An 18,042-nucleotide genomic window follows, 5' to 3' on the forward strand; every position below is an offset into this window, starting at 1 on the left:
GCGGCGGGCCACCCCGCCGGCCCCGATCACGCCGTCAGGCCGGGTCACCGCCCGCCACGGCGGGGATCACGTCCCGGCCGTAGGACTCGATGACCCCGTCGACGTCGTCGTGCATCGCGTACACCGCGAACTGGTCCACCCCGGCCGCGCGCAGCCGCTCCAGCTTCGCCACGTGCTCCTCGGGTGTACCTATCAGGCAGAACCGGTCCACGATCGAGTCCGGAACGAACTCGGTGTCCGGGTTGTCCACCCGCCCGTGGTGGCTGTAGTCGTAACCCTGCCGGGCCCGGATGTAGTCGGTCAGTTCCTGGGGCACCGCGTCCGAGGTGTCGCCGTAACGCTCCACCAGGTCGGCGACGTGGTTGCCGACCATCCCGCCGAACCAGCGGCACTGCTCGCGCGCGTGGTCCCGGGCCCGCTGGGAACCGTCGGTGACGTAGGCCGGTGCGGCCACACAGATCGTCACCTCGTCGGGGTCACGACCCTCCGAGACCGCCGCCGCCCGCACCGCCCGGACCATCCACTCGGTCAGGTAAGGGTCGGCCAGCTGCAGGATGAACCCGTCGGCCCGCCGCCCCACCAGGTCCAGGGCCTTGGGCCCGTAGGCGCCCATCCACACCGGCAGTTGCCCGCCACGCACCCACGGCAGGTGCATGCTCGCGCCCTCGACGTCGGCCTCCCGGCCCTCGGCGAGGTCCTTGATCGCCGCCATCGCCGCACCCAACCGGGCGAGCGTGGCCGGCTTGCGCCCCGCCACCCGCATCGCCGAGTCGCCCCGGCCGATGCCGCACACCGTCCGGTTGCCGAACATGTCGTTGAGGGTGGCGAACAGCGACGCCGTGACCTCCCAACTGCGGGTACTGGGGTTGGTCACCATCGGCCCCACACGCAGGCGCCGGGTGCGTTCGAGGATGCGGCTGTAGATGACGAAGGGTTCCTGCCACAGCACCACCGAGTCGAAGGTCCACCCGTGGGTGAACCCGTGTCGCTCGGCGGCCACCATGCGCTCCACCAGGGTGTCGGCGGGAGGGTCGGTCTGCAGGACGAGTCCGATGTCCACGTGGGGGCCTCCTCAGACCAGGTACTGACAGGTGGACCTGGGCACGAACCGGCCGTGCCCGGCCGCGCCCAGATAGGTGTCGTCGTCGATCACCACACGGCCGCGCGAGAGCACCGTGCGCGCCTTGCCGGTCACCCCGATGCCCTCGTAGGCCGAGTAGTCCACGTTCATGTGGTGGGTCTCGGCGGAGATCGTGTGCCGTGCCGACGGGTCGTAGACCACCAGGTCGGCGTCGGCGCCCGGGGCGATCGTGCCCTTCTTCGGGTAGAGGCCGAACATGCGCGAGGGGGTCGCGCAGGCGATCTCGATCCACCGCCTCCGGTTGATGCGCCCCTCCACCACCGCCTGGTGCAGCAGGTCCATGCGGTTCTCCACCCCCGGCATGCCGTTGGGGATCTTGGAGAAGTCGCCCTTGCCGAGGTCCTTCTGCCCCGTGAAACAGAACGGGCAGTGGTCGGTGGAGACCACGGACAGGTCGTTGGTGCGCAGCGCCCGCCACAGGTGTTCCTGGTGCTCCTTGGGGCGCAGCGGGGTCGAGCACACGTACTTGGCGCCGCCGAAGTCCGGCTCGGCCAGGTTGTCCACGTCCAGGAAGAGGTACTGCGGGCAGGTCTCGCCGAACACGTTCAGGCCCTTGCCGCGGGCGCGCGCGAGCTCCTCCACGGCCTCCTGCGCCGACACGTGCACCACGTACAACGGGGAACCCGCCACCCGGGCGAGCTGGATGGCCCGGTGGGTGGCCTCCGACTCCAACAGCGCCTTGCGGACCTCGCCGTGGTACCGCGGATCGGTGCGCCCCTCGGCCAGCGCCTGCTCGACCAGCACGTCGATGGCGATCCCGTTCTCGGCGTGCATCATCGTCAGCGCACCGTTGGAGGCGCCGCGCTGCATGGCCCGCAGGATCTGCCCGTCGTCGCTGTAGAAGACACCCGGGTAGGCCATGAACAGCTTGAAGGAGGTGATGCCCTCGTCGACGAGCGTGTCCATCTCCTTCAGGGAGGACTCGTTGACGTCGGACAGGATCGAGTGGAAGGAGTAGTCGACGGCGCAGTTGCCGTCGGCCTTGCCCATCCACGTCTCCACCCCGGCCCGGACCGATTCACCCGGGCGCTGGATGGCGAAGTCGACGATGGTGGTGGTCCCGCCCCAGGCGGCGGCGCGGGTCCCGGTCTCGAAGGTGTCGGAGGCGTAGGTGCCGCCGAACGGCATCTCCATGTGCGTGTGGGGGTCCACCCCGCCCGGGACGACGTAGTGGCCGGTCGCGTCGATGGTTCTCGCGCCGCTGCGCGCCCAGGCCTGGGCCTCGTCGCTGCCGCGCAGGGCGAGGGCGACGACCTTCTCGTCCTCGATCAGGACGTCGGCCTCGGTCTCCTCGGCCGCGGTCACGACCAGCCCGCCGGTGATGAGGGTGCGTGTCATGGGGATCTCCTAACCTTCGACGAGGGGGCCGTAGGCGTCGGGGCGGCGGTCGCGGTAGAAGGCCCACTGCTGCCTCACCTCGTCGACCATGCCGAGGTCGAGGTCGCGCACCACCAGTTCGGGGGAGGTGTCGGAGGCGACGTCGCCCACGAACTGGCCCCGCGGGTCCACGAAGTAGCTGGTGCCGTAGAAGTCGTTGTCGCCGTACTCCTCCACACCCACACGGTTGATCGCCGCGATGTAGTAGGCGTTGGCGACCGCGGCGGCGGGCTGTTCGAGCTTCCACAGGTACGAGGAGAGCCCGCGGTGGGTCGCGGAGGGGTTGTAGACCAGCTGCGCGCCGGCCAACCCCAGGGCCCGCCAGCCCTCCGGGAAGTGGCGGTCGTAGCAGATGTAGACGCCGATGCGCCCGACCGCGGTGTCGAAGACCGGCCATCCCAGGTTCCCGGGACGGAAGTAGAACTTCTCCCAGAACCCCTTGACCTGCGGAATGTGGTGCTTGCGGTACTTGCCGAGGTAGGTTCCGTCGGCGTCGATCACCGCGGCGGTGTTGTAGTAGAAACCGGGGCCCTCGACCTCGAAGACCGGAAGCACCATGACCAGGCCCAGTTCACGGGCCAAGGCGGAAAAGCGGGTGATGGTGGGGCCGTCGGGGACCGGTTCGGCCCACTTGTGGTGTTCCGGGTCCTGGACCTGGCAGAAATACGGGGCGTTGAACACTTCCTGGAAGCCGATGACCTGGGCTCCCTGGGCGGCTGCGTCCCGCGCATATTTTTCGTGGGCCGCGAGCACGGATTCGGTGTCGCCGGTCCATTCGGTCTGGACGAGTGCTGCACGGACGTTGTGCGGCATGCTTGCCTCGTTCCTCGAAGAGCGCCGCCCGGTGAGGCGGCTCAGAACGCTGGGTGAGTAGGCGGTGCGCGTGCCGCCGAACTGTAGGGAACGGGGGACGGAGGGTCAATGCCCGACATCCGAGCGGGGTTGTTGCGGCGGCGTTTCCGGTCCACGTGAATAGGCCTGCTTGGTACCCGGTGTCCTGTTTACCGGTGCTCGGGTTCGGGGGAACCGACAGGTTTTGACACCGAATGGGAAAGTGGTTTCATGGATCTCCACACACGGGGATTCCGGGCCCTGAACCACGGGGGGTTCTGTTCGGGCCGCGATCACGCCGGCGTCTCGGCGCCAGGCACGGCCGGTGTCGGCGCGGGAAACAGTCCGCGTCCCCGACCCACACGAGCGCGTGCGCGTGAGACCCTGGGTCCCCGTCCGCGACGGTGCGGCCCCCCGCGCACCCGGCCCGCGGACGTGACGTGTTCCCGCTACCCGGAGCGTCACGGCGCCTGGGCGACCGACCGAGAAGGCAACGAAGCACCGATGCCGAAGCGAACCTCACTCACCGCGGATCGTTCCTCTCTGGGGCACCGTGTCCGCTACGCGATCCGACACCCGGAACGGATCGGCCCGTTCCTGCGCCGTTCCGCCCGCGACCTCAAACTGCGGCTCACCCACCGCGACCACGTCGCCTACTACCGCGCCGTGATGGCCTCCGACGCGGCGCGTGACCCCCGCAAGGCTGTCGGCAGCCACAACGAGAAGCGCTGGCTGGCCCTGGGGCAGATGCAGTTCGACTACCTCGTCGAGGAGCACGGCCTCAAGCCCGGCCAGCGCATGCTCGACATCGGCTGCGGCAACCTGCGCGCCGGGTGGCGGTTCATCGACTACCTCGATTCCGGCGACTACTACGGCATCGACATCTCGCCGGACATCCTCATCTCCGCGAAGAAGGTGCTGGCCGAGCGCGGGCTGCAGGACAAGCTCCCCCACCTGACGCTCACGCACGACCTGACCTTCGACTTCCTGCCGCGCAACCACTTCGACGTCGTGCACGCCCACAGCGTCTTCTCGCACTCGCCGATCGAGGTCATCGACGAGGCGCTGGGCCACGTGGAGCGGATCCTGGCGCCGGGCGGGTTCTTCGACTTCACCTTCGACCGCACCGAGGGCAACGAGCACCACGTGCTGCGCGAGGACTTCTACTACCGCACCGAGACGCTCGTCGCCCTGGCGCAGAAGCACGGCCTGCACGCGGAGTTCATGGAGGACTGGGAGGAGCTGCCGCACGGGCAGTCCAAGATGCGCATCACCGTGCCCCGGCACGGTCTCGGCGACTGACGCCGGGACACACGGGGAAGGGCGGGGCGGGCGAGGGGAGCGGCGCGCGGCCGCGTCAGAAGCCGAGGGAGAGCTGCTGGACCGGGCGCTGCGGTGCGTCCGGGGCCTGTCGGTCGGTCGAGGCGCGGGGGCCGTTTCTGCGGGGCCGGTGCGCGGCCGGCCCGTTCAGCCCGTGGCGCGCGGCGGCCTCGTGCACCGCGGCCACCACGGCGTCGCTGTAGGCCTTGGGCGCGTAGGACCCGCGCCCGTAGAGCTCCCGGTAGAGCGGTACCAGGTGCGGGTACTCGCGCTGCAGCCACGACCGGTACCACTCGCGGGCGCCCGGGCGCAGGTGCAGCACGATCGGGGTGAGGCGCGCCGCCCCGGCCTCGGCGATCGCCGCGACGGTCTCCTCGATCTGCTCCGCGGAATCGGTGAGCCCGGGCAGGATCGGCGCCATCAGCACCGAACAGCTCAGCCCCCGCTCGGCGAACCGGCGCACCACGTCCAGGCGTGCGCGCGGGCTCGGCGTTCCCGGTTCCACCTTCCGCCACACCGCCTCGTCCACCGACCCGACCGAGACCGCCAGACCCACGTCGGTCACGCGGGAGGCCTCCTCGATGAGGTCGAGGTCGCGCAGGACGAGGCGGCCCTTGGTGAGCAGTGAGAACGGGTTGGCGGCGTCCTTCAGCGCCCCGATGATCTGCGGCATGAGCCGGTAGTGGCCCTCCGCCCGCTGGTAGGGGTCGGTGTTGGTGCCCATGGCCACCGGCTCGCCCGCCCAGCCCGGGCTCGCCAGCTCGGCGCGCAGCAGTTCCCCGGCGTTGACCTTGACCATGATGCGGGTGTCGAAGTCGCGGCCGCTGTCGAGGTCGAGGTACTCGTGCGTGCGCCGGGCGAAGCAGTACACACACGCGTGGGCGCACCCGCGGTACGGGTTGAGGGTCCACCGGAACATGGGGTCCTCGCCCGGCACCTTGTTGAGGATCGAGCGCGCCCGGATCTCCACCGCCACCGGGGCGCCGTCGTCGCCGGACTCCACGGGTCCGGGGCCCGGAGCCCTCAGCCCCGCGCGGCCGGTGCCGCGCTCGGGCGGGGGTGGGGCCTCGAACAGGGTCTGCTGACCGGTCCCGTCGGTGTCCTCACGGAGGTTCTCCCAGCGCATGGCCATATTCGAACATGTTTTCGATCAGGTGTCCAGGGCGGCCTGTGGGCAGAGGATCGGGGCGGGTGCGCGGAGCGGGGTGGGTCCTCGGTGGTGGTCCCACTTTCCCGGGGGCGCTGAGGGAGATACCCACACCCGGTATAACCTGGCCGCGGTCGACGCCCCGACCGTCGACGACGCCACGCACGGAACAGGACATCCCCATGAAGTTCACGGCACCGGCCGCCGTCGCCACAGCCGCCGCCCTCGCCCTCAGCGCCTGCAGCGTCCCCGAACCCGAGGGCAACGTGCCCACCGACCAGGGGGCCGCCTCGGCGGAGGACCTGCTCGCCGAGCACGGGCTCGACGGCCTCGACCCCGAGGAGATCGTCGACCGCCTCGACGCCATGCCGGTGGAGGAACGGCCCACCGACCTCATGGCCTCGGTGCAGCCCGGCTCCCTCGTGCTCTCCGACGCCTCAGGGGGACCGGAAGGCGGCCAGGAGGCCGAGCTCGACCTGCCCGATGACCGCTTCTACCTGTCGATGGCGCCCTACGTGGATCACACGCACGAGTGCTTCTTCCACAGCCTCACCACGTGCCTGGGGGAGCTGCGCGACGAGGAGATCGACGTGACGATCACCGACGACGCGGACGACAGCGTCCTGGTGGAGGAGACCGTGCAGACCTTCGACAACGGGTTCGCCGGGTACTGGCTGCCCAGCGGCATCGACGCCACCGTCACGGTCGAGCACGACGAGTACAGCGGCAGCACGCAGGTCTCCACGGGCGAGGACGACCCCACCTGCCTGACCACACTGGAACTGGGGTAACACCGGCCGCGCGGTCACCTTACGGGCGGCCGGGCCACGTTCGGATCGTCCCGATCAGTCGTCGGTGCGGGCCAGGCTGAGCGTGGTCACCGGCTCGCCGCCGGCGTCGCCCTGCTCGAAGAAGTCGATCGCCATCGTGTCGCCGTCGACGATCACCGCGACCTGCTCGTCCACGGTTCCCGGCTGCGTGAGCAGGCACTGGTCCGCATCCGAATCCGTCGATTCGAACGAGACCACCCCGTTGTACCCGCGGTCGGTCGACCCGCTCAGGTTGAGGTCGGTGTCGCAGTCCTCGTGGTCGATGTCGAGCTGGCCCGTCTGGTCGCCCTCCTGGGTCTGCAGCTCCACGAGGGCGCCATTGTCGGCGACGCCCTCCCAGTCGCCCTCGTGGGCCTGGGAGAAGCGGGGAACGCCTTCGGCAGGGTCGAGCTCGCGGTCCCCGGATGCGGGCTCATCGGGCTCTTCCGACGGTTCCGCCTGCCCCTGGCCTTCCTCGCCCGGGTCGCCCGCGGCCGATTGGTCGCTACCGACCTGAGTGTTCCCGGGGTCGTTGGTCAGACCGTCCAGGCCGCCGCCCAGCGACAGGCCCGCCAGGAACAGTGCGGCCCCCGCGACCACGGCCCCGGCGCCGATCAGCCACCCGCGCGCACCCGAGCGCTTCTTCGGTGCCGCTGCGGTCGCGCCCGGCTGCTGCGCCGCGTTCGGGTCGACCATCGTCGCCTGTGCGGCGTGTGCGGCCTGCACCAGGGTGCCCGCGTCGGAGGGGCCGCCCTGGCGGCCCAGGAGCGTCATGAGCACGTCCACCGGACCCGGGCGCTGCGCCGGGTCCTTGGCCAGCGCGCCGGCCACCATCGAACGCAGCGGTTCCGGCACCCTCTGCAGGTCCGGTTCGACGTTGACGACGTTGTGGAGCACGTTGTGCACCGTCGTGCCCTCGAACGGGGAGCTGCCCGTTGCTGCGTAGGCGATGACCGCGCCCCAGGAGAAGACGTCCGAGGCCGCCGTCGCGCGCCCATGCGCGATCTGCTCCGGCGCCATGAACGCCGGCGTACCGATCGGTGAGTTGGTCATCGTCGCGGAGCCCAGAGTGTTCTGCGCGATCCCGAAGTCGATGACCCGGGCACCGTCGCCGCCCAGCAGGACGTTCCCGGGCTTGAGGTCGCGGTGCACGATCCCCGCCTCGTGGATCGCCACCAGTGCCGTAGCTGTGGCCACTGCGAGGCGGCCCAGCTCGCCGCCGCCCATCGGGCCGCGTGCGGCCACGTGGTCCTGGAGCGTCGGACCGTCCACGTACTCGCTGACGATGTAGGGCGGCCGCGCATCGAAGTCCACGGCCAGGACTGCCGCCGTGCAGAACGACGCGACCTGCCGCGCGGCCTGCGCCTCGCGCACGAACCGCTGCCGCATCCCCGGGTCGTCCACGACCTCGCTGTTCAGGGTCTTGACGGCCACCGGAGCTCCGTCCGGGCCCTCGGCCAGGTAAACGGTGCCCTGGCCCCCGGTTCCGATCCGTCCCGTCAGGACGAAGCCGCCGACGCGGCGCGGGTCGGTCTCACGCAGGGGAGAGGGGGAGCTCACTGGGGCCTCCGGTGGTCGGGTCGCGGGACGGTCACTGTCGCGGTCACTGTCGTGTGCGGGCGCCGCCCGCGTGCGTATCCGGTCTGTCCTGTCTCGTTCCGGTAACACACGATCTCGACGGTACCGCCCCCGGGGGTGTGACTCGGGCCTCCGGTAGCTGCGGACTCGTGTTGGGCAGCACAGAGTAGTTGAATGATTCGTACGTGTGTTCAGAATTATCTGTGCATCAAATCCTTCAGGCAAAGGCCTTTAAAGGGGTCTAGGAAAGCATGTAGCCTTTGTGGCTGATGAGCCGGGTTCCCCTCCTGGCTCTCCCCCTTGGAGAAGGATTTTGAGTGAGCAATACAGCCCGGGCCTTGATGAAGCAGCTGAACCTGGCCAAGGAAAGAAAGTCTGGGCCCTCTAAAAGAGACCTCCAATTTTCGGTTGGCTTCCTTTGGTCGGTGGGTCAGAAGGTGAAGCAAGGCAAGGTCGCTCCGTCGCGATCTGAAGCCTCAGATGATCTGTCTGCGATCTTGGATTCCTTTCAAATTTCTACTGATGGCAAGAAGGCTGCAGATGAAACAATCGACCGGCTCTTGGAATCTGGTGTGTGGGAAGCGTCTATACCCGCGGATGCGGCCGGCGATCTTGTCGATGTGGTGCGGCTTGCGCCCGATTATTCGGACTTCTTCGACACCGAACCTCAGTGGTCTGCATCGGTTGTGAGTGCAGTAATCACGAGGTTCTTCCCTGGGGCGTCGGAAGGGTTCCTTGGGAAGCTGGCTCTTGAGGATTACACGCGGGGGCGGCTCTACTCATCGATGCTACCAAAAACTGGAGACTGGTTCTTCAGGAGAAAAGGTATTGTTGCAGAGTATGGAGGAAACAATCAGCACGGAATTACTCGCTTCAATGATGGGTATGTTTCAGCGATCTCGAAGACCTCAAGTCCGTATGCGGACAAGGTGATTCAGAGTACCGGGTGGATCGCCTACATCGGGGACGGCCTTTACGGCGACCAGAAACTCGTTGCCGGAAACCGGAAAATGGCAGAGTGTCAGGAGCAGCGAACCCCCGTGCGCTTTTGGCGAGGGGATCAGAATAGAGGGTACCGGTTCGAGACCTGGGCAGTCATCGTTCAGCGTCGGCGTCAGTGGGGCATTGGAGATGACGACAAGCCGCGCAAGGAGTATGTCTGGGTACTTGCACCCGTTCCGTCACCTGATGTCGAAAGCTGGCCCTCACCTGTTCGTGATGCTTTGGATGATGACTTGGCCAAATTCTACGATGAAACCCGAGAACTGGAGGGTGAAGATGTAGAGAGTCTGGGTCAGGGTGAGCTGGAGGTGGGGCTCGAGGAGGTGACGAAGAGTTACGCGTTCCTTAGCTCTCGCGCTGCAGAGGCTGAAAGGGTCAGGAGGGCGAGCTCGACGACAAGGAAGATTCAGGACTACTTCAGGTCGCCGTCAGCTCGTAAGGCTGTCATGCAGCGAAGTGGGGGGCGGTGCGAGAGTCCGAATTGCATCGGGCATTCCGATGAGCTTGCGGTTAACGGGGAGCCGGTTCTTGAGGTCGATCATGTCCGTGAGCTTGCCCAAGGGGGCAAAGACCTTCCGGTCAACATGATCGCGCTGTGTCCGAATTGTCATGCGTTGAAAACTAGGGGTGAGAATCGGGATGATCTCCGCCAGGAGCTCATCTGCGAGGCCTGGAAGAAACATCAGGAAATGATCTCCTGGTAAGGCATTACTGTTTTAATTGCAGGGGATTTGTGTTCTAAGGAATGCGTGGCAGGTCCTCCGCGACGATCAGAGGACGCTGCCTGAGCTACCTGTGTCCGACGGATTCGCTGTGCGGAGGAAGGCGATCCACTCTGTGGCGGTGAAGGGTAGGTGTTCGCGGTCGGGGTGTTGGGAGTCGCGGATGACGGCGCTGCCTTGTGTGTCAGCGAAGGCGACGCAGTCGCTGCGGTCGCTGTAGCTCGACTTGCGGAAGGTCAGTTCGCTCATGCCTGCCACATACCCAGGTGCAGACGTCTCGTTGGTGATCGGCTTTGGCCAATGGCCTTGTCCTGCCTCTGCGGCGGCGATCCTGGGCGGGCGAGCATGACTCATGGATGTAGGAGGGAAACCTCCGTCGGCGTGACGGGGGCTTGGCCGATGCGCCAGTCCCGGATGGTGTCGAGCAACGCGCCCTACTCCGACGAGCTGAACGAGAGGTGGCTCCTCGCGGTTCTGGGCGTCACGGACGGCGGAGCGGTCCGGAGCGCAGGCTACCTCCCCGCAGTTGTCGCCTCGCCCGCTGTAGAGGGACTTGCGGAAGATCAGTCCAACTATGCCGACCACTTGCCCGTTGTTGGAAGGGGATGGCATAGCCACAGCTGGCCACGATCGTGACCCGCATTCGAGGCCAGGGCTTTCCGGGAAAAGCTGAAGGGCGCCGGAGCTGGGGTTGCTTCGACGCCCTTCTTCTTATGCGCTACTTGGCGGAGCGCACGCCGGCGAGCAGCGCGCGCCACTCCGAGGCGGGAACCTCCAGGTGCCCGGCAGCCGGGTTCTGCGAGTCCCGAACCGCCGAACCACCGGGGAGGTCGGCGACCTCGACGCAGTTGTTGCGCTCGCTGTAGCTCGACTTACGAAAGGCGAGGCTGTCAGGCGGGAAAAGGTTCATCGGCTGTTCCTAGATCAGGTTCTTCAGGATCTGAAGCGACGCTTCAGGGTAGCGTGCCGAAGCACGGACATGGTCGAAGAGTCGCGTGTAGCGGTCGAGCTCCTCGCCATCTTCGAGATACAAACCGTCTGTGTCTGTCTCCAGGTAGACCACCGACCTGACTCCAGGTGCGAAGTCCAAGATCACGAACGGCCCGTTCAGGCCAGCATGCATGCCGGAGGCGAAAGGTAGAACCTGAAGCGTCACGGTGTTGTCCGCTTCGGCGACCTCAATGAGGTGCTCCACCTGTTCCTTGAGTACGTCCTCGCGCTGGATGCGTAGGAGAGCGGCCTCATCGATGACGGCCCACAGCTCCGGCCCATCGGGCGAGGTGAGCATCTGTTGCCGCTGGCGGCGGGTTTCGATGGAGCGTTCGATGTCGGGTGGACTCTGGAGCAGGGCAGCCCGCATGACGCTCTCGACGTACCGCGGAGTCTGCAAAAGCCCAGGCACTCGGGCGAGCTCATAGGTTCGAATCCTGTTGGCTTCGCCCTCGAACGCGACGAAGTCGTCCGTGAAAACGTCGCCGTACTTGGACCACCAGCCCAGCTCTCGGGCCTGCCGGGTCAGGTTCAGGATCGCTTCGCGGCGGCGCTCGTCCTCGACGCCGTACACGTCGAGGAGCCCACGGATCTCCATGACCGTGGGCTTCAGTCGCACACCGGTCTCGATGTTGCTGATCTTGCCCATCGACCACTCGGTCGCATCCGCGACTTCTTCGATCGTCAAACCGGCCTCGGTCCGAGCGTCCTTCAGCTCAGCCGACAGCCGGCGGCGTCGAATGGATCGTCGCGTGTCAGGCATCTCGCCTCCCTGGATCTCCGCACCTCGGATGCTATGGCCGTGCGCAGCACTACGCGAATCAGTCATCTATGAAGTTCCTGTCATGAAGACGTCACTGCTGAAGCTGACCTCCATGAAGCAACTTTCTGTGAAAGCTTGAAAACCTGAAGCTTCAGGGTGAGACTGGTCCCACCTGATCTCGCCGGACCTCTCTCCGGCTTCCTCCCTGGAGGTGTGCGCTATGGAGCGCGACCGACGGAACCGACGGCACTCACGGAACCCACGGAGCCGATGGCACCCGCGGCGCGGGGCGACCACGTCGTGGCCGACTTCGCTGACGTCGGCAAGCTGGTCGCCCTCGTCTGAGTCTCCGTCGCCGACCTTGTCGGCCACGTCGGCTGCGGCGGCCGTGCCGACCTGGCCGACCATCGGGGACCGGCCGGGCCGTGGGGTCTACGCGGGCCACAGGGCTTTCAGCCCTTACGGGGACTACGAGTCCTTCGAGTCCTACGGGGTCTACACGCCTCACGGTGATGACGGGGCGCGTTGGTCCTGCGATCCCTTCGAGTCCTCCTCGACGCCGCAGGCGGATTCCACCCGCTCTACCCATGCGGTGGGTTCCACGCGTTCGACCAGTTCGGCTCGGTCGGTGGATGCAGTACGCGCGGCACGTGCTGCACAGGCGGTGGCTCCGGTACCGGCGATGCCTGAAACGCCTACGAGGCCTATGGCCTCCGCGGCGCCTGCGATGCCTACGCCACGTGCGGTGCGCGCTTCGCGCGCCAAGAACGCTGTGCGCACCAGGCGCGCACAGCGCGTACGGTGCTACGCCTTCCAACCCCAAGACCTCGCCCGCCTCGCGAAAGTCGCCCTGCACCAGTTCGTTCAGAACTTGCTCGTAGGCGACACGTTCGAGCGGAGCGTTCCGGAAAGCGGTCCACTCGCGAGCGATCAGCCCGCTAGCGGACCGCTTGCGGGCGACGCTTCCAGCCACGACACGTCCGCCAGTGGTGCGCCCACCGGGGAGGCGATGTGAATGAACGCCTCCACCCCTCCCACGAGCTCGAACTCGAAGCTGGGCCCGGGAGCGAGGCCGGATCCGGCCTCGGAAGCTGCGCCCGATGGGGCTCTGCCCCCTGACCCGGAATCGGGTCTGGAGCCGGGCTCGGATCCGGATCTGGCTCTGGCTCCGGACCCGCATCTTGATCCGGACCTGGCCTACCTCCGGCGTACCTACGGCCACCACTGGTGTATCTGGCGCACCCCCAACTGGTGGATGGCCACCGCACGCATCAACGGCGTCACCCCGACCCTCATGGAACGCACACCCGACGACCTCGAACGAAGGCTACGCAACCCCGGACGTCAGATCGGCGGACCCATCGCGACCTGACGCCGCAGGTCGAGCGAAGGTCGCACGAGGGTCGGGCTCAGGCCGGGCTCAGGTCCGAGCCGGGTCCGAGTCAGTCGGAGTCGGGTCGGATTTACGTCCGGCTCGGGTCCGCCACCGCGACAGGTGCGCCGCAGGCACGCCGCCAGTACGTCGTGGACCCGGTCGGTTGCATCCAGCGCTTTGAGGTTGCTTTGGTTCCGCGTTGACTTCTTGGCGCGAACCCCGACCCGGATGCGGGGTCGAGCCCGAAACCGTATCCGGGCCCGAACCCAGGTGTCAGATCCGGATGCAACCTCCAAGACCGGCGCGGCCGGGACGCGCACCCCTTGCTCTCCCCAGACACCGGGGTCCACCCAGCCGCGCCACAGCGCTTCAGCGCCCAGCCGCCACCACACCACAGCCGGACCTCCCCAACGCCACGAGGGCACATCGCCACACATCGCCACGAACGCAGTACGAGGAGCACTCATGGTCCGCACCTACAGCGCTGACGACCCCGCAGCCGACCTCCCCCTGACCTCCGAGGAACAGGCGTTCGCCGACGAGGTCGACCGCATTCGCGAGGAGAACCGGAAGAACGCGCGGCAGATGGGCGGTGGCTCGATCGGCAGTGGGAAGGGCGGCGGGAACGGCGGCGGCAACGGCTGCCGAGAGTAAGGCTCGTGGCCCGGAATCTGGAAACCGGAAACCGGACATGGGCCGCCGGAGGCCGGAAACGGGCCTCCGGACACTGAGCCTGAAGCAGCCGGGTCAGGGGTGGGCGGGATCCGCGGAACCCGGGTCATCCGGGGAACCCGACGGGCCCGATGAGCCCGAGACCGGCCGCGGGCCCCGCGGGTCCTGCGGATTCTGCGGGGCCCTCCGCGCGAACGCGGGCGCGTGCTCGGGGCGCAGACCGATCCCGATGAGATACGCAGGGAAGCGCGTGAGCCCCGGGAACCGGCGCAGCGCCGCGATGATCGGCTTGGGCGGCCCCGCCCGCCGGCCCTCGAGGATCGGCGTGACCACGTTCCGGTGGATCAAGCGCTGCAACGCCTGCACCACCACCGTCGGGGGCAGCCGACGGCGGCGGACCCGGGCCAACTGCTCGGGTGAGGGCGATCCACGCCGCAGAGGCGCAGCGAGCAGGGTCGCAGCCGCAACAGCGTCCTGCACGGCGAGGTTGATGCCCACCCCACCGACCGGCGACATCGCGTGCGCGGCGTCCCCGATGCACAGCAGACCGTCCGTGTGCCACGGGCGCAGGCGGTCCACGCGCACGTCCAGGTGCTTGACCTCGTCCATGGAACGCAGGGACTCAGTGCGGTCGGCGAACTCCGGCGCGAGTTCGGCGATGTCCTCCCGGAACGCAGCGATGCCGCGCTCGCGCAGCTCGGCGTCGGTCCCCTTGGGCCCGATGTAGGCGATCTGCAGGTACCCCTCGCGCGGGAAGACGACCATGAAGCGCCCGGCGCCGGCCCGGGGCGTCAGCGCGGTGTTCTGCGGGGCCGTCCCGGGCAACCGGAACCACCACGCGTCGATCTCGGCCGGGAACTCCTTGCGCCGCAGCCCGCTCAGGTTCCGCAACAGGGACCCGCGCCCGTCGCACGCCAAGGTGAGGTCGGCCCGGATCCGGCCGGGACCATCGGGCCCCGTGTGCTCCACCCCGACCACACGCCCGTCCTCGTGCAGCAGCCCGATGGCGCGCGTGTTCATGCGCAGCGTGAACGTGGGTTCCTCGCGGGCGGCATCGGCGATCAGATCGAGCAGGTCCCACTGCGGCACCATCGCGATGTAGGGGTGCGGGACCCGCAGGTAGGAGAAGTCGGCGATGGTCACCGAATCGCCGTCGGTGCCCCCGTCGGTGCCGTCGTCCGAGCCGCTGTCGGTGCCGTCGTTGATGGGGAACGACACCCGGTCCAGCCGACTCTGCGGCAACGACTCGAAGCGCGGCCCGAGGCCGAGCTCGTCGAGCAGGCGCAGGGTGGACGGGTGCACGGTGTCCCCGCGGAAGTCACGGAGGAAGTCGGCGTGCTTCTCCAGCACGGTCACCTCCACCCCCGCCCGCGCGAGCAGGAGGCCGGCGATCATCCCGGCGGGGCCACCGCCCACGATCACGCAGGTGGTGTCGGTGTTCGTCGCGGTGCTCATCGCAGTTCCTCCACGGACGAGGGCGTCGCCGGTGCAGCCGGTGCCGCCGGTGGGATCGGTGCGGTCCGGAAGGCCCCGCCTCGATCCGGGCCAGGGCCGGTACTCCGATACTCCGATACTCCGGTACTGCCGTTCTTCCCGCGACGCCTTCACCTATCCGGGCCTCCGGGGCTTCTCGGGTCTCCGGACCATGTGGACCATCCGGAGCGTGGCCGGACGCAAACCCCCGGACGGCAGGGGCATCCCCGACGCCGAACGCCCGTCCACCGAACCACCCGTCGCCGGTGACAAACGCCGGTGCGCGGGGCAGGACCACCGGCAGCGAACGAGCGATCCAGCGATCCACCGCAGCGAACCACCGACAGCCGCCCCCGAACGCGGGGGACCGCGAAGGCGTGAAGGAAGGGGACGACCGTGCGTGCCAACCGGATTCCGACCGAGGAGATCAAGCGCGAACCCGCGGCGTTCGACGACCGGGTCACCGCCGACGGACGCTACGGCCGCACCGCGGAACCCGGCCGCTACCGCCTCGTCATCAACCGCGCCTGCCCCTGGGCGCACCGCACGGTCATCACCCGCCGCCTCATGGGTCTCGAGGACACCATCTCCCTCGCGGTCACCGACCCCAAGCAGGAGATCATCGACGGCGACCCGCACTGGGTTTTCACCGAGGAGACCGGCAGCCCAGGCGACCGCGACCCGGTGCTGGGCATCCACGCGCTGCGCGAGGCCTACCTGGCGCGCGACCCCGAGTACGACGGCGGTGTGAGCGTTCCGGGGCTGGTCGACGTGCCCAGCGGCCACCTGGTCAGCAACGACTACGACCGCTTCGCCCTGGACATGGCCACCGAATGGGGCGGTCTCACCCGGGAGGGCGCGCCGGACCTGTACCCCGAACCCCTGCGCGACGAGATCGAGGAGATCGGAGCGGGCGTGTACCGCGACGTCAACAACGGCGTCTACCGGTCCGGCTTCGCCCCAGACCAGGAACGCTACGACCGCGCCGTCGACCGGCTCTTCGCCCGCTTGGACGAGATGGAGGAACGCCTCACCGACCGGCGGTATCTGGTCGGCGACCACATCACGATGGCCGACATCCGGCTGTTCGTGACCCTGGTGCGGTTCGACGCCGCCTACCACGGCCACTTCAAGTGCAACATCCGCAAGCTCATCGAGTACCCGGCGCTGTGGGCGTACGCGCGGGACCTGTTCCAGACGCCCGGGTTCGGGGACACGACGCAGTTCGACCACATCCGCGTGCACTACTACTGGGTGCACGAGGGCATCAACCCGACCCGGATCGTGGCCCGGGGGCCTGACCCGCGCCAGTGGCTGACCCCGCACGGGCGCGAGGCGCTGGGCGGGTCGCCGTTCGGGGGAGGGACTGCGCCGGGGCCTGTGCCGGCGGGGGAGCGGGTTCCGGAGCCGGGGGAGTACCGGCCGGTGGGGCCCTGAGCCGGTCATCTGGGCTCGGTCGGCTTGGTCGGATCGTTCGGCTCGTGGGGTGGAGGGGCGGTGGTGGGGGCAGGTAGCTCGCTGCCTGGCCCCTCATGTTCTGTGCGATGGTGTGCGGCTGCATCCGAGTGTGACTGCTCGGATCTTCTGTTTCTTGTGTAGGCCGTTGAGGTGATGCCAGCGGTTTCGGAGAACCTTGGCGGGGCGTGTTGGAGCGCGTGGGTGCGTGGGTGCGGTGGTGCGTAGCGCGTGGGGCTTCCCTCGGTGAGGAGGTCTGGTGTTCTGTGGTGTTGCCTCGGGGGTGGTGGTTCGTCGGGGTCGGGGACGATAGCCCGGCCGGCCCTGCGCGCAACCCGCGTCGGCGCCACCCCTGATTTCCGGGGGCGGAGTGGATGTGTCGGCGTTGTGCGTGGTTGATCGCGGCGCCTCGGGGTGTGCGCTCCGGGCCTGTTCGCCGGGCTGTCCCGACCCGCATCGACGAACCACCCGCTCCCCCGAGGCCCCCTGGCAGCCCAAAAGAACGGTGGGTACGTCCATCCCCCTGTGGTGACCCCATTGCGACCAACGCTTGCGGCGTGTGCACGGCTGCTCGCTCCTGCGAAGGCAACGGCACAGGCGAGCCCCGCGCACCCCCGGCAGGGCATTGGGTGTCGGGGGTGGCGGGTGTGCGGGATCCTCCGACGCCCCGCGCACTCCCGGCCGCGCATTGAGTCCCAGGGGCGGCAGGTGTGCGGGATCCTCCCGCCGAGGATCTTGCTACCAGAGCAGACCTCAGCGCTGAACCCTGCTCCAGTAGCAAGATCCCCGAACCCCCCAGAATAACCGAGAAAAAGCACCCCGCGGAGTTATCCACAGGACCATTTTTGCGAAGAATGCGGGCGACCGGAAATGCGCGTGGGTGGTGGCCTCGTGGCCGTTATGGGTAAGGGTTCTGTTTCCTTTGGGTAACTACCGCTTTCTGGTCCCGGGGCGTATTGTTGGATTATGGCGAACGACACCACCGGACACGCGCACTCGGCCCCGGGCACCGGCCCGGACCCGGCCGTGTCCGCGCTGATGGCCGCGGTGGCGGTGTTCATCCAGACTCTGTCCGGGGGTGTGCCTTTCGGTGCGGCCGGAACCGTTCTGGAGCGCATGAAGGCGGTGCGTGAACAGATCGATAAGCTCACCTTTTCCATGCTCGCGCCGTTGGCGCAGATGGAGGCCTCGGGTGAATTGCTGGCCGAGGGCGGGGAGAAAACCGTCAAGGCGTATGTGACCCACGCCTGGGGGATCGGCCCCAACGAGGCCGAGCGGTTGATGTATCTGGCCCGCAACCTGCACCACGGCACCATCCCCGAAACCGGCCAGGCGATCGACGCAGGCACCCTGACCGTGGGCGAGGCCGCCGCGGTGGCCGCCGGGG

Annotated in this window: 14 protein-coding genes and 2 pseudogenes; 6 read left to right on the forward strand and 10 right to left on the reverse strand. The window is 68.1% G+C overall.

Annotated elements, in window-relative coordinates:
* Positions 1-34: 34 nt before the first annotated feature.
* From IDM40_RS21700 to IDM40_RS21710, 3 genes are read right to left on the reverse strand one after another with little or no spacing between them, the layout of a single operon-like run.
* Positions 35-1,060: a TIGR03842 family LLM class F420-dependent oxidoreductase gene (locus IDM40_RS21700; RefSeq protein ID WP_193123875.1), complete on the reverse strand. Its 1,026-nt coding sequence runs from the start codon at positions 1,058-1,060 to the stop codon at positions 35-37.
* Between the two features lie 12 nt (positions 1,061-1,072).
* Positions 1,073-2,479, reverse strand: a complete 1,407-nt coding sequence (hydA, locus tag IDM40_RS21705) for a dihydropyrimidinase (protein ID WP_193123876.1) — start codon at positions 2,477-2,479, stop codon at positions 1,073-1,075.
* Between the two features lie 9 nt (positions 2,480-2,488).
* Positions 2,489-3,331: a nitrilase-related carbon-nitrogen hydrolase gene (locus IDM40_RS21710; protein ID WP_193123877.1), complete on the reverse strand. Its 843-nt coding sequence runs from the start codon at positions 3,329-3,331 to the stop codon at positions 2,489-2,491.
* 522 nt (positions 3,332-3,853) lie between these two features.
* Between IDM40_RS21710 and IDM40_RS21715 the strand changes: the two genes are divergently transcribed.
* Positions 3,854-4,651 carry a class I SAM-dependent methyltransferase gene (locus IDM40_RS21715; RefSeq protein WP_193123878.1) on the forward strand — a complete coding sequence of 266 codons (798 nt, stop codon included), beginning with the start codon at positions 3,854-3,856 and terminating at the stop codon, positions 4,649-4,651.
* A 55-nt stretch (positions 4,652-4,706) separates the two neighbouring features.
* On the opposite strand, the gene IDM40_RS21720 is transcribed toward IDM40_RS21715, so the two are convergent.
* Positions 4,707-5,795: an Rv2578c family radical SAM protein gene (locus IDM40_RS21720; RefSeq protein ID WP_193123879.1), complete on the reverse strand. Its 1,089-nt coding sequence runs from the start codon at positions 5,793-5,795 to the stop codon at positions 4,707-4,709.
* 203 nt (positions 5,796-5,998) lie between these two features.
* On the opposite strand from IDM40_RS21720, the gene IDM40_RS21725 reads away from it, so the two are divergent.
* Positions 5,999-6,607: a CueP family metal-binding protein gene (locus tag IDM40_RS21725; protein ID WP_193123880.1), complete on the forward strand. Its 609-nt coding sequence runs from the start codon at positions 5,999-6,001 to the stop codon at positions 6,605-6,607.
* A 54-nt stretch (positions 6,608-6,661) separates the two neighbouring features.
* Here the strand turns inward: IDM40_RS21725 and IDM40_RS21730 are convergent, their stop codons facing one another.
* Entirely contained in the window at positions 6,662-8,185 is a 1,524-nt protein-coding gene (locus IDM40_RS21730) for a serine/threonine-protein kinase (protein WP_193123881.1), read from the reverse strand.
* A 335-nt stretch (positions 8,186-8,520) separates the two neighbouring features.
* Between IDM40_RS21730 and IDM40_RS28875 the strand changes: the two genes are divergently transcribed.
* Entirely contained in the window at positions 8,521-9,909 is a 1,389-nt protein-coding gene (locus IDM40_RS28875; RefSeq protein WP_216631131.1) for an HNH endonuclease, read from the forward strand.
* A 66-nt stretch (positions 9,910-9,975) separates the two neighbouring features.
* On the opposite strand, the gene IDM40_RS21740 is transcribed toward IDM40_RS28875, so the two are convergent.
* From IDM40_RS21740 to IDM40_RS21755, 4 genes and pseudogenes are all read right to left on the reverse strand, one after another.
* Complete coding sequence (locus IDM40_RS21740) at positions 9,976-10,176, reverse strand: DUF397 domain-containing protein (RefSeq protein WP_193123882.1); 201 nt, start codon at positions 10,174-10,176, stop codon at positions 9,976-9,978.
* 252 nt (positions 10,177-10,428) lie between these two features.
* A pseudogene (locus IDM40_RS28880) lies at positions 10,429-10,539 on the reverse strand (hypothetical protein); the annotation flags it as partial.
* A gap of 106 nt (positions 10,540-10,645) precedes the next feature.
* Positions 10,646-10,837, reverse strand: coding sequence for a DUF397 domain-containing protein (locus IDM40_RS21750; protein ID WP_193123883.1), 192 nt, complete (start codon positions 10,835-10,837; stop codon positions 10,646-10,648).
* Positions 10,838-10,846: 9 nt separating this feature from the next.
* Complete coding sequence (locus tag IDM40_RS21755; protein ID WP_193123884.1) at positions 10,847-11,680, reverse strand: helix-turn-helix domain-containing protein; 834 nt, start codon at positions 11,678-11,680, stop codon at positions 10,847-10,849.
* A 1,840-nt stretch (positions 11,681-13,520) separates the two neighbouring features.
* On the opposite strand from IDM40_RS21755, the gene IDM40_RS21765 reads away from it, so the two are divergent.
* Positions 13,521-13,709, forward strand: a complete 189-nt coding sequence (locus IDM40_RS21765) for a hypothetical protein (protein ID WP_193123885.1) — start codon at positions 13,521-13,523, stop codon at positions 13,707-13,709.
* Between the two features lie 93 nt (positions 13,710-13,802).
* Here IDM40_RS21765 and IDM40_RS21770 read toward each other — a convergent pair whose 3' ends face one another.
* Entirely contained in the window at positions 13,803-15,182 is a 1,380-nt protein-coding gene (locus IDM40_RS21770; RefSeq protein WP_193123886.1) for an FAD-dependent oxidoreductase, read from the reverse strand.
* 414 nt (positions 15,183-15,596) lie between these two features.
* Between IDM40_RS21770 and IDM40_RS21775 the strand changes: the two genes are divergently transcribed.
* Positions 15,597-16,637, forward strand: coding sequence for a glutathione S-transferase family protein (locus tag IDM40_RS21775; protein WP_193123887.1), 1,041 nt, complete (start codon positions 15,597-15,599; stop codon positions 16,635-16,637).
* Between the two features lie 984 nt (positions 16,638-17,621).
* Positions 17,622-18,042: pseudogene (locus IDM40_RS21780) on the forward strand (DUF222 domain-containing protein); the annotation flags it as partial.

Origin of the sequence: Nocardiopsis coralli, assembly GCF_014892575.1 — a bacterium.
Classification (GTDB): Bacteria; Actinomycetota; Actinomycetes; order Streptosporangiales; family Streptosporangiaceae; genus Nocardiopsis; species Nocardiopsis coralli.

Coding starts and splice junctions, on each gene's coding strand:
- IDM40_RS21770 (WP_193123886.1), bottom strand. CDS start 15,182: ATGAGCACCGCGACGAACACCGACACCACCTGCGTGATCGTGGGCGGT.
- IDM40_RS21765 (WP_193123885.1), top strand. CDS start 13,521: ATGGTCCGCACCTACAGCGCTGACGACCCCGCAGCCGACCTCCCCCTG.
- IDM40_RS21755 (WP_193123884.1), bottom strand. CDS start 11,680: ATGCCTGACACGCGACGATCCATTCGACGCCGCCGGCTGTCGGCTGAG.
- IDM40_RS21710 (WP_193123877.1), bottom strand. CDS start 3,331: ATGCCGCACAACGTCCGTGCAGCACTCGTCCAGACCGAATGGACCGGC.
- IDM40_RS21740 (WP_193123882.1), bottom strand. CDS start 10,176: ATGAGCGAACTGACCTTCCGCAAGTCGAGCTACAGCGACCGCAGCGAC.
- IDM40_RS21750 (WP_193123883.1), bottom strand. CDS start 10,837: ATGAACCTTTTCCCGCCTGACAGCCTCGCCTTTCGTAAGTCGAGCTAC.
- hydA (WP_193123876.1), bottom strand. CDS start 2,479: ATGACACGCACCCTCATCACCGGCGGGCTGGTCGTGACCGCGGCCGAG.
- IDM40_RS21720 (WP_193123879.1), bottom strand. CDS start 5,795: ATGCGCTGGGAGAACCTCCGTGAGGACACCGACGGGACCGGTCAGCAG.
- IDM40_RS21715 (WP_193123878.1), top strand. CDS start 3,854: ATGCCGAAGCGAACCTCACTCACCGCGGATCGTTCCTCTCTGGGGCAC.
- IDM40_RS21725 (WP_193123880.1), top strand. CDS start 5,999: ATGAAGTTCACGGCACCGGCCGCCGTCGCCACAGCCGCCGCCCTCGCC.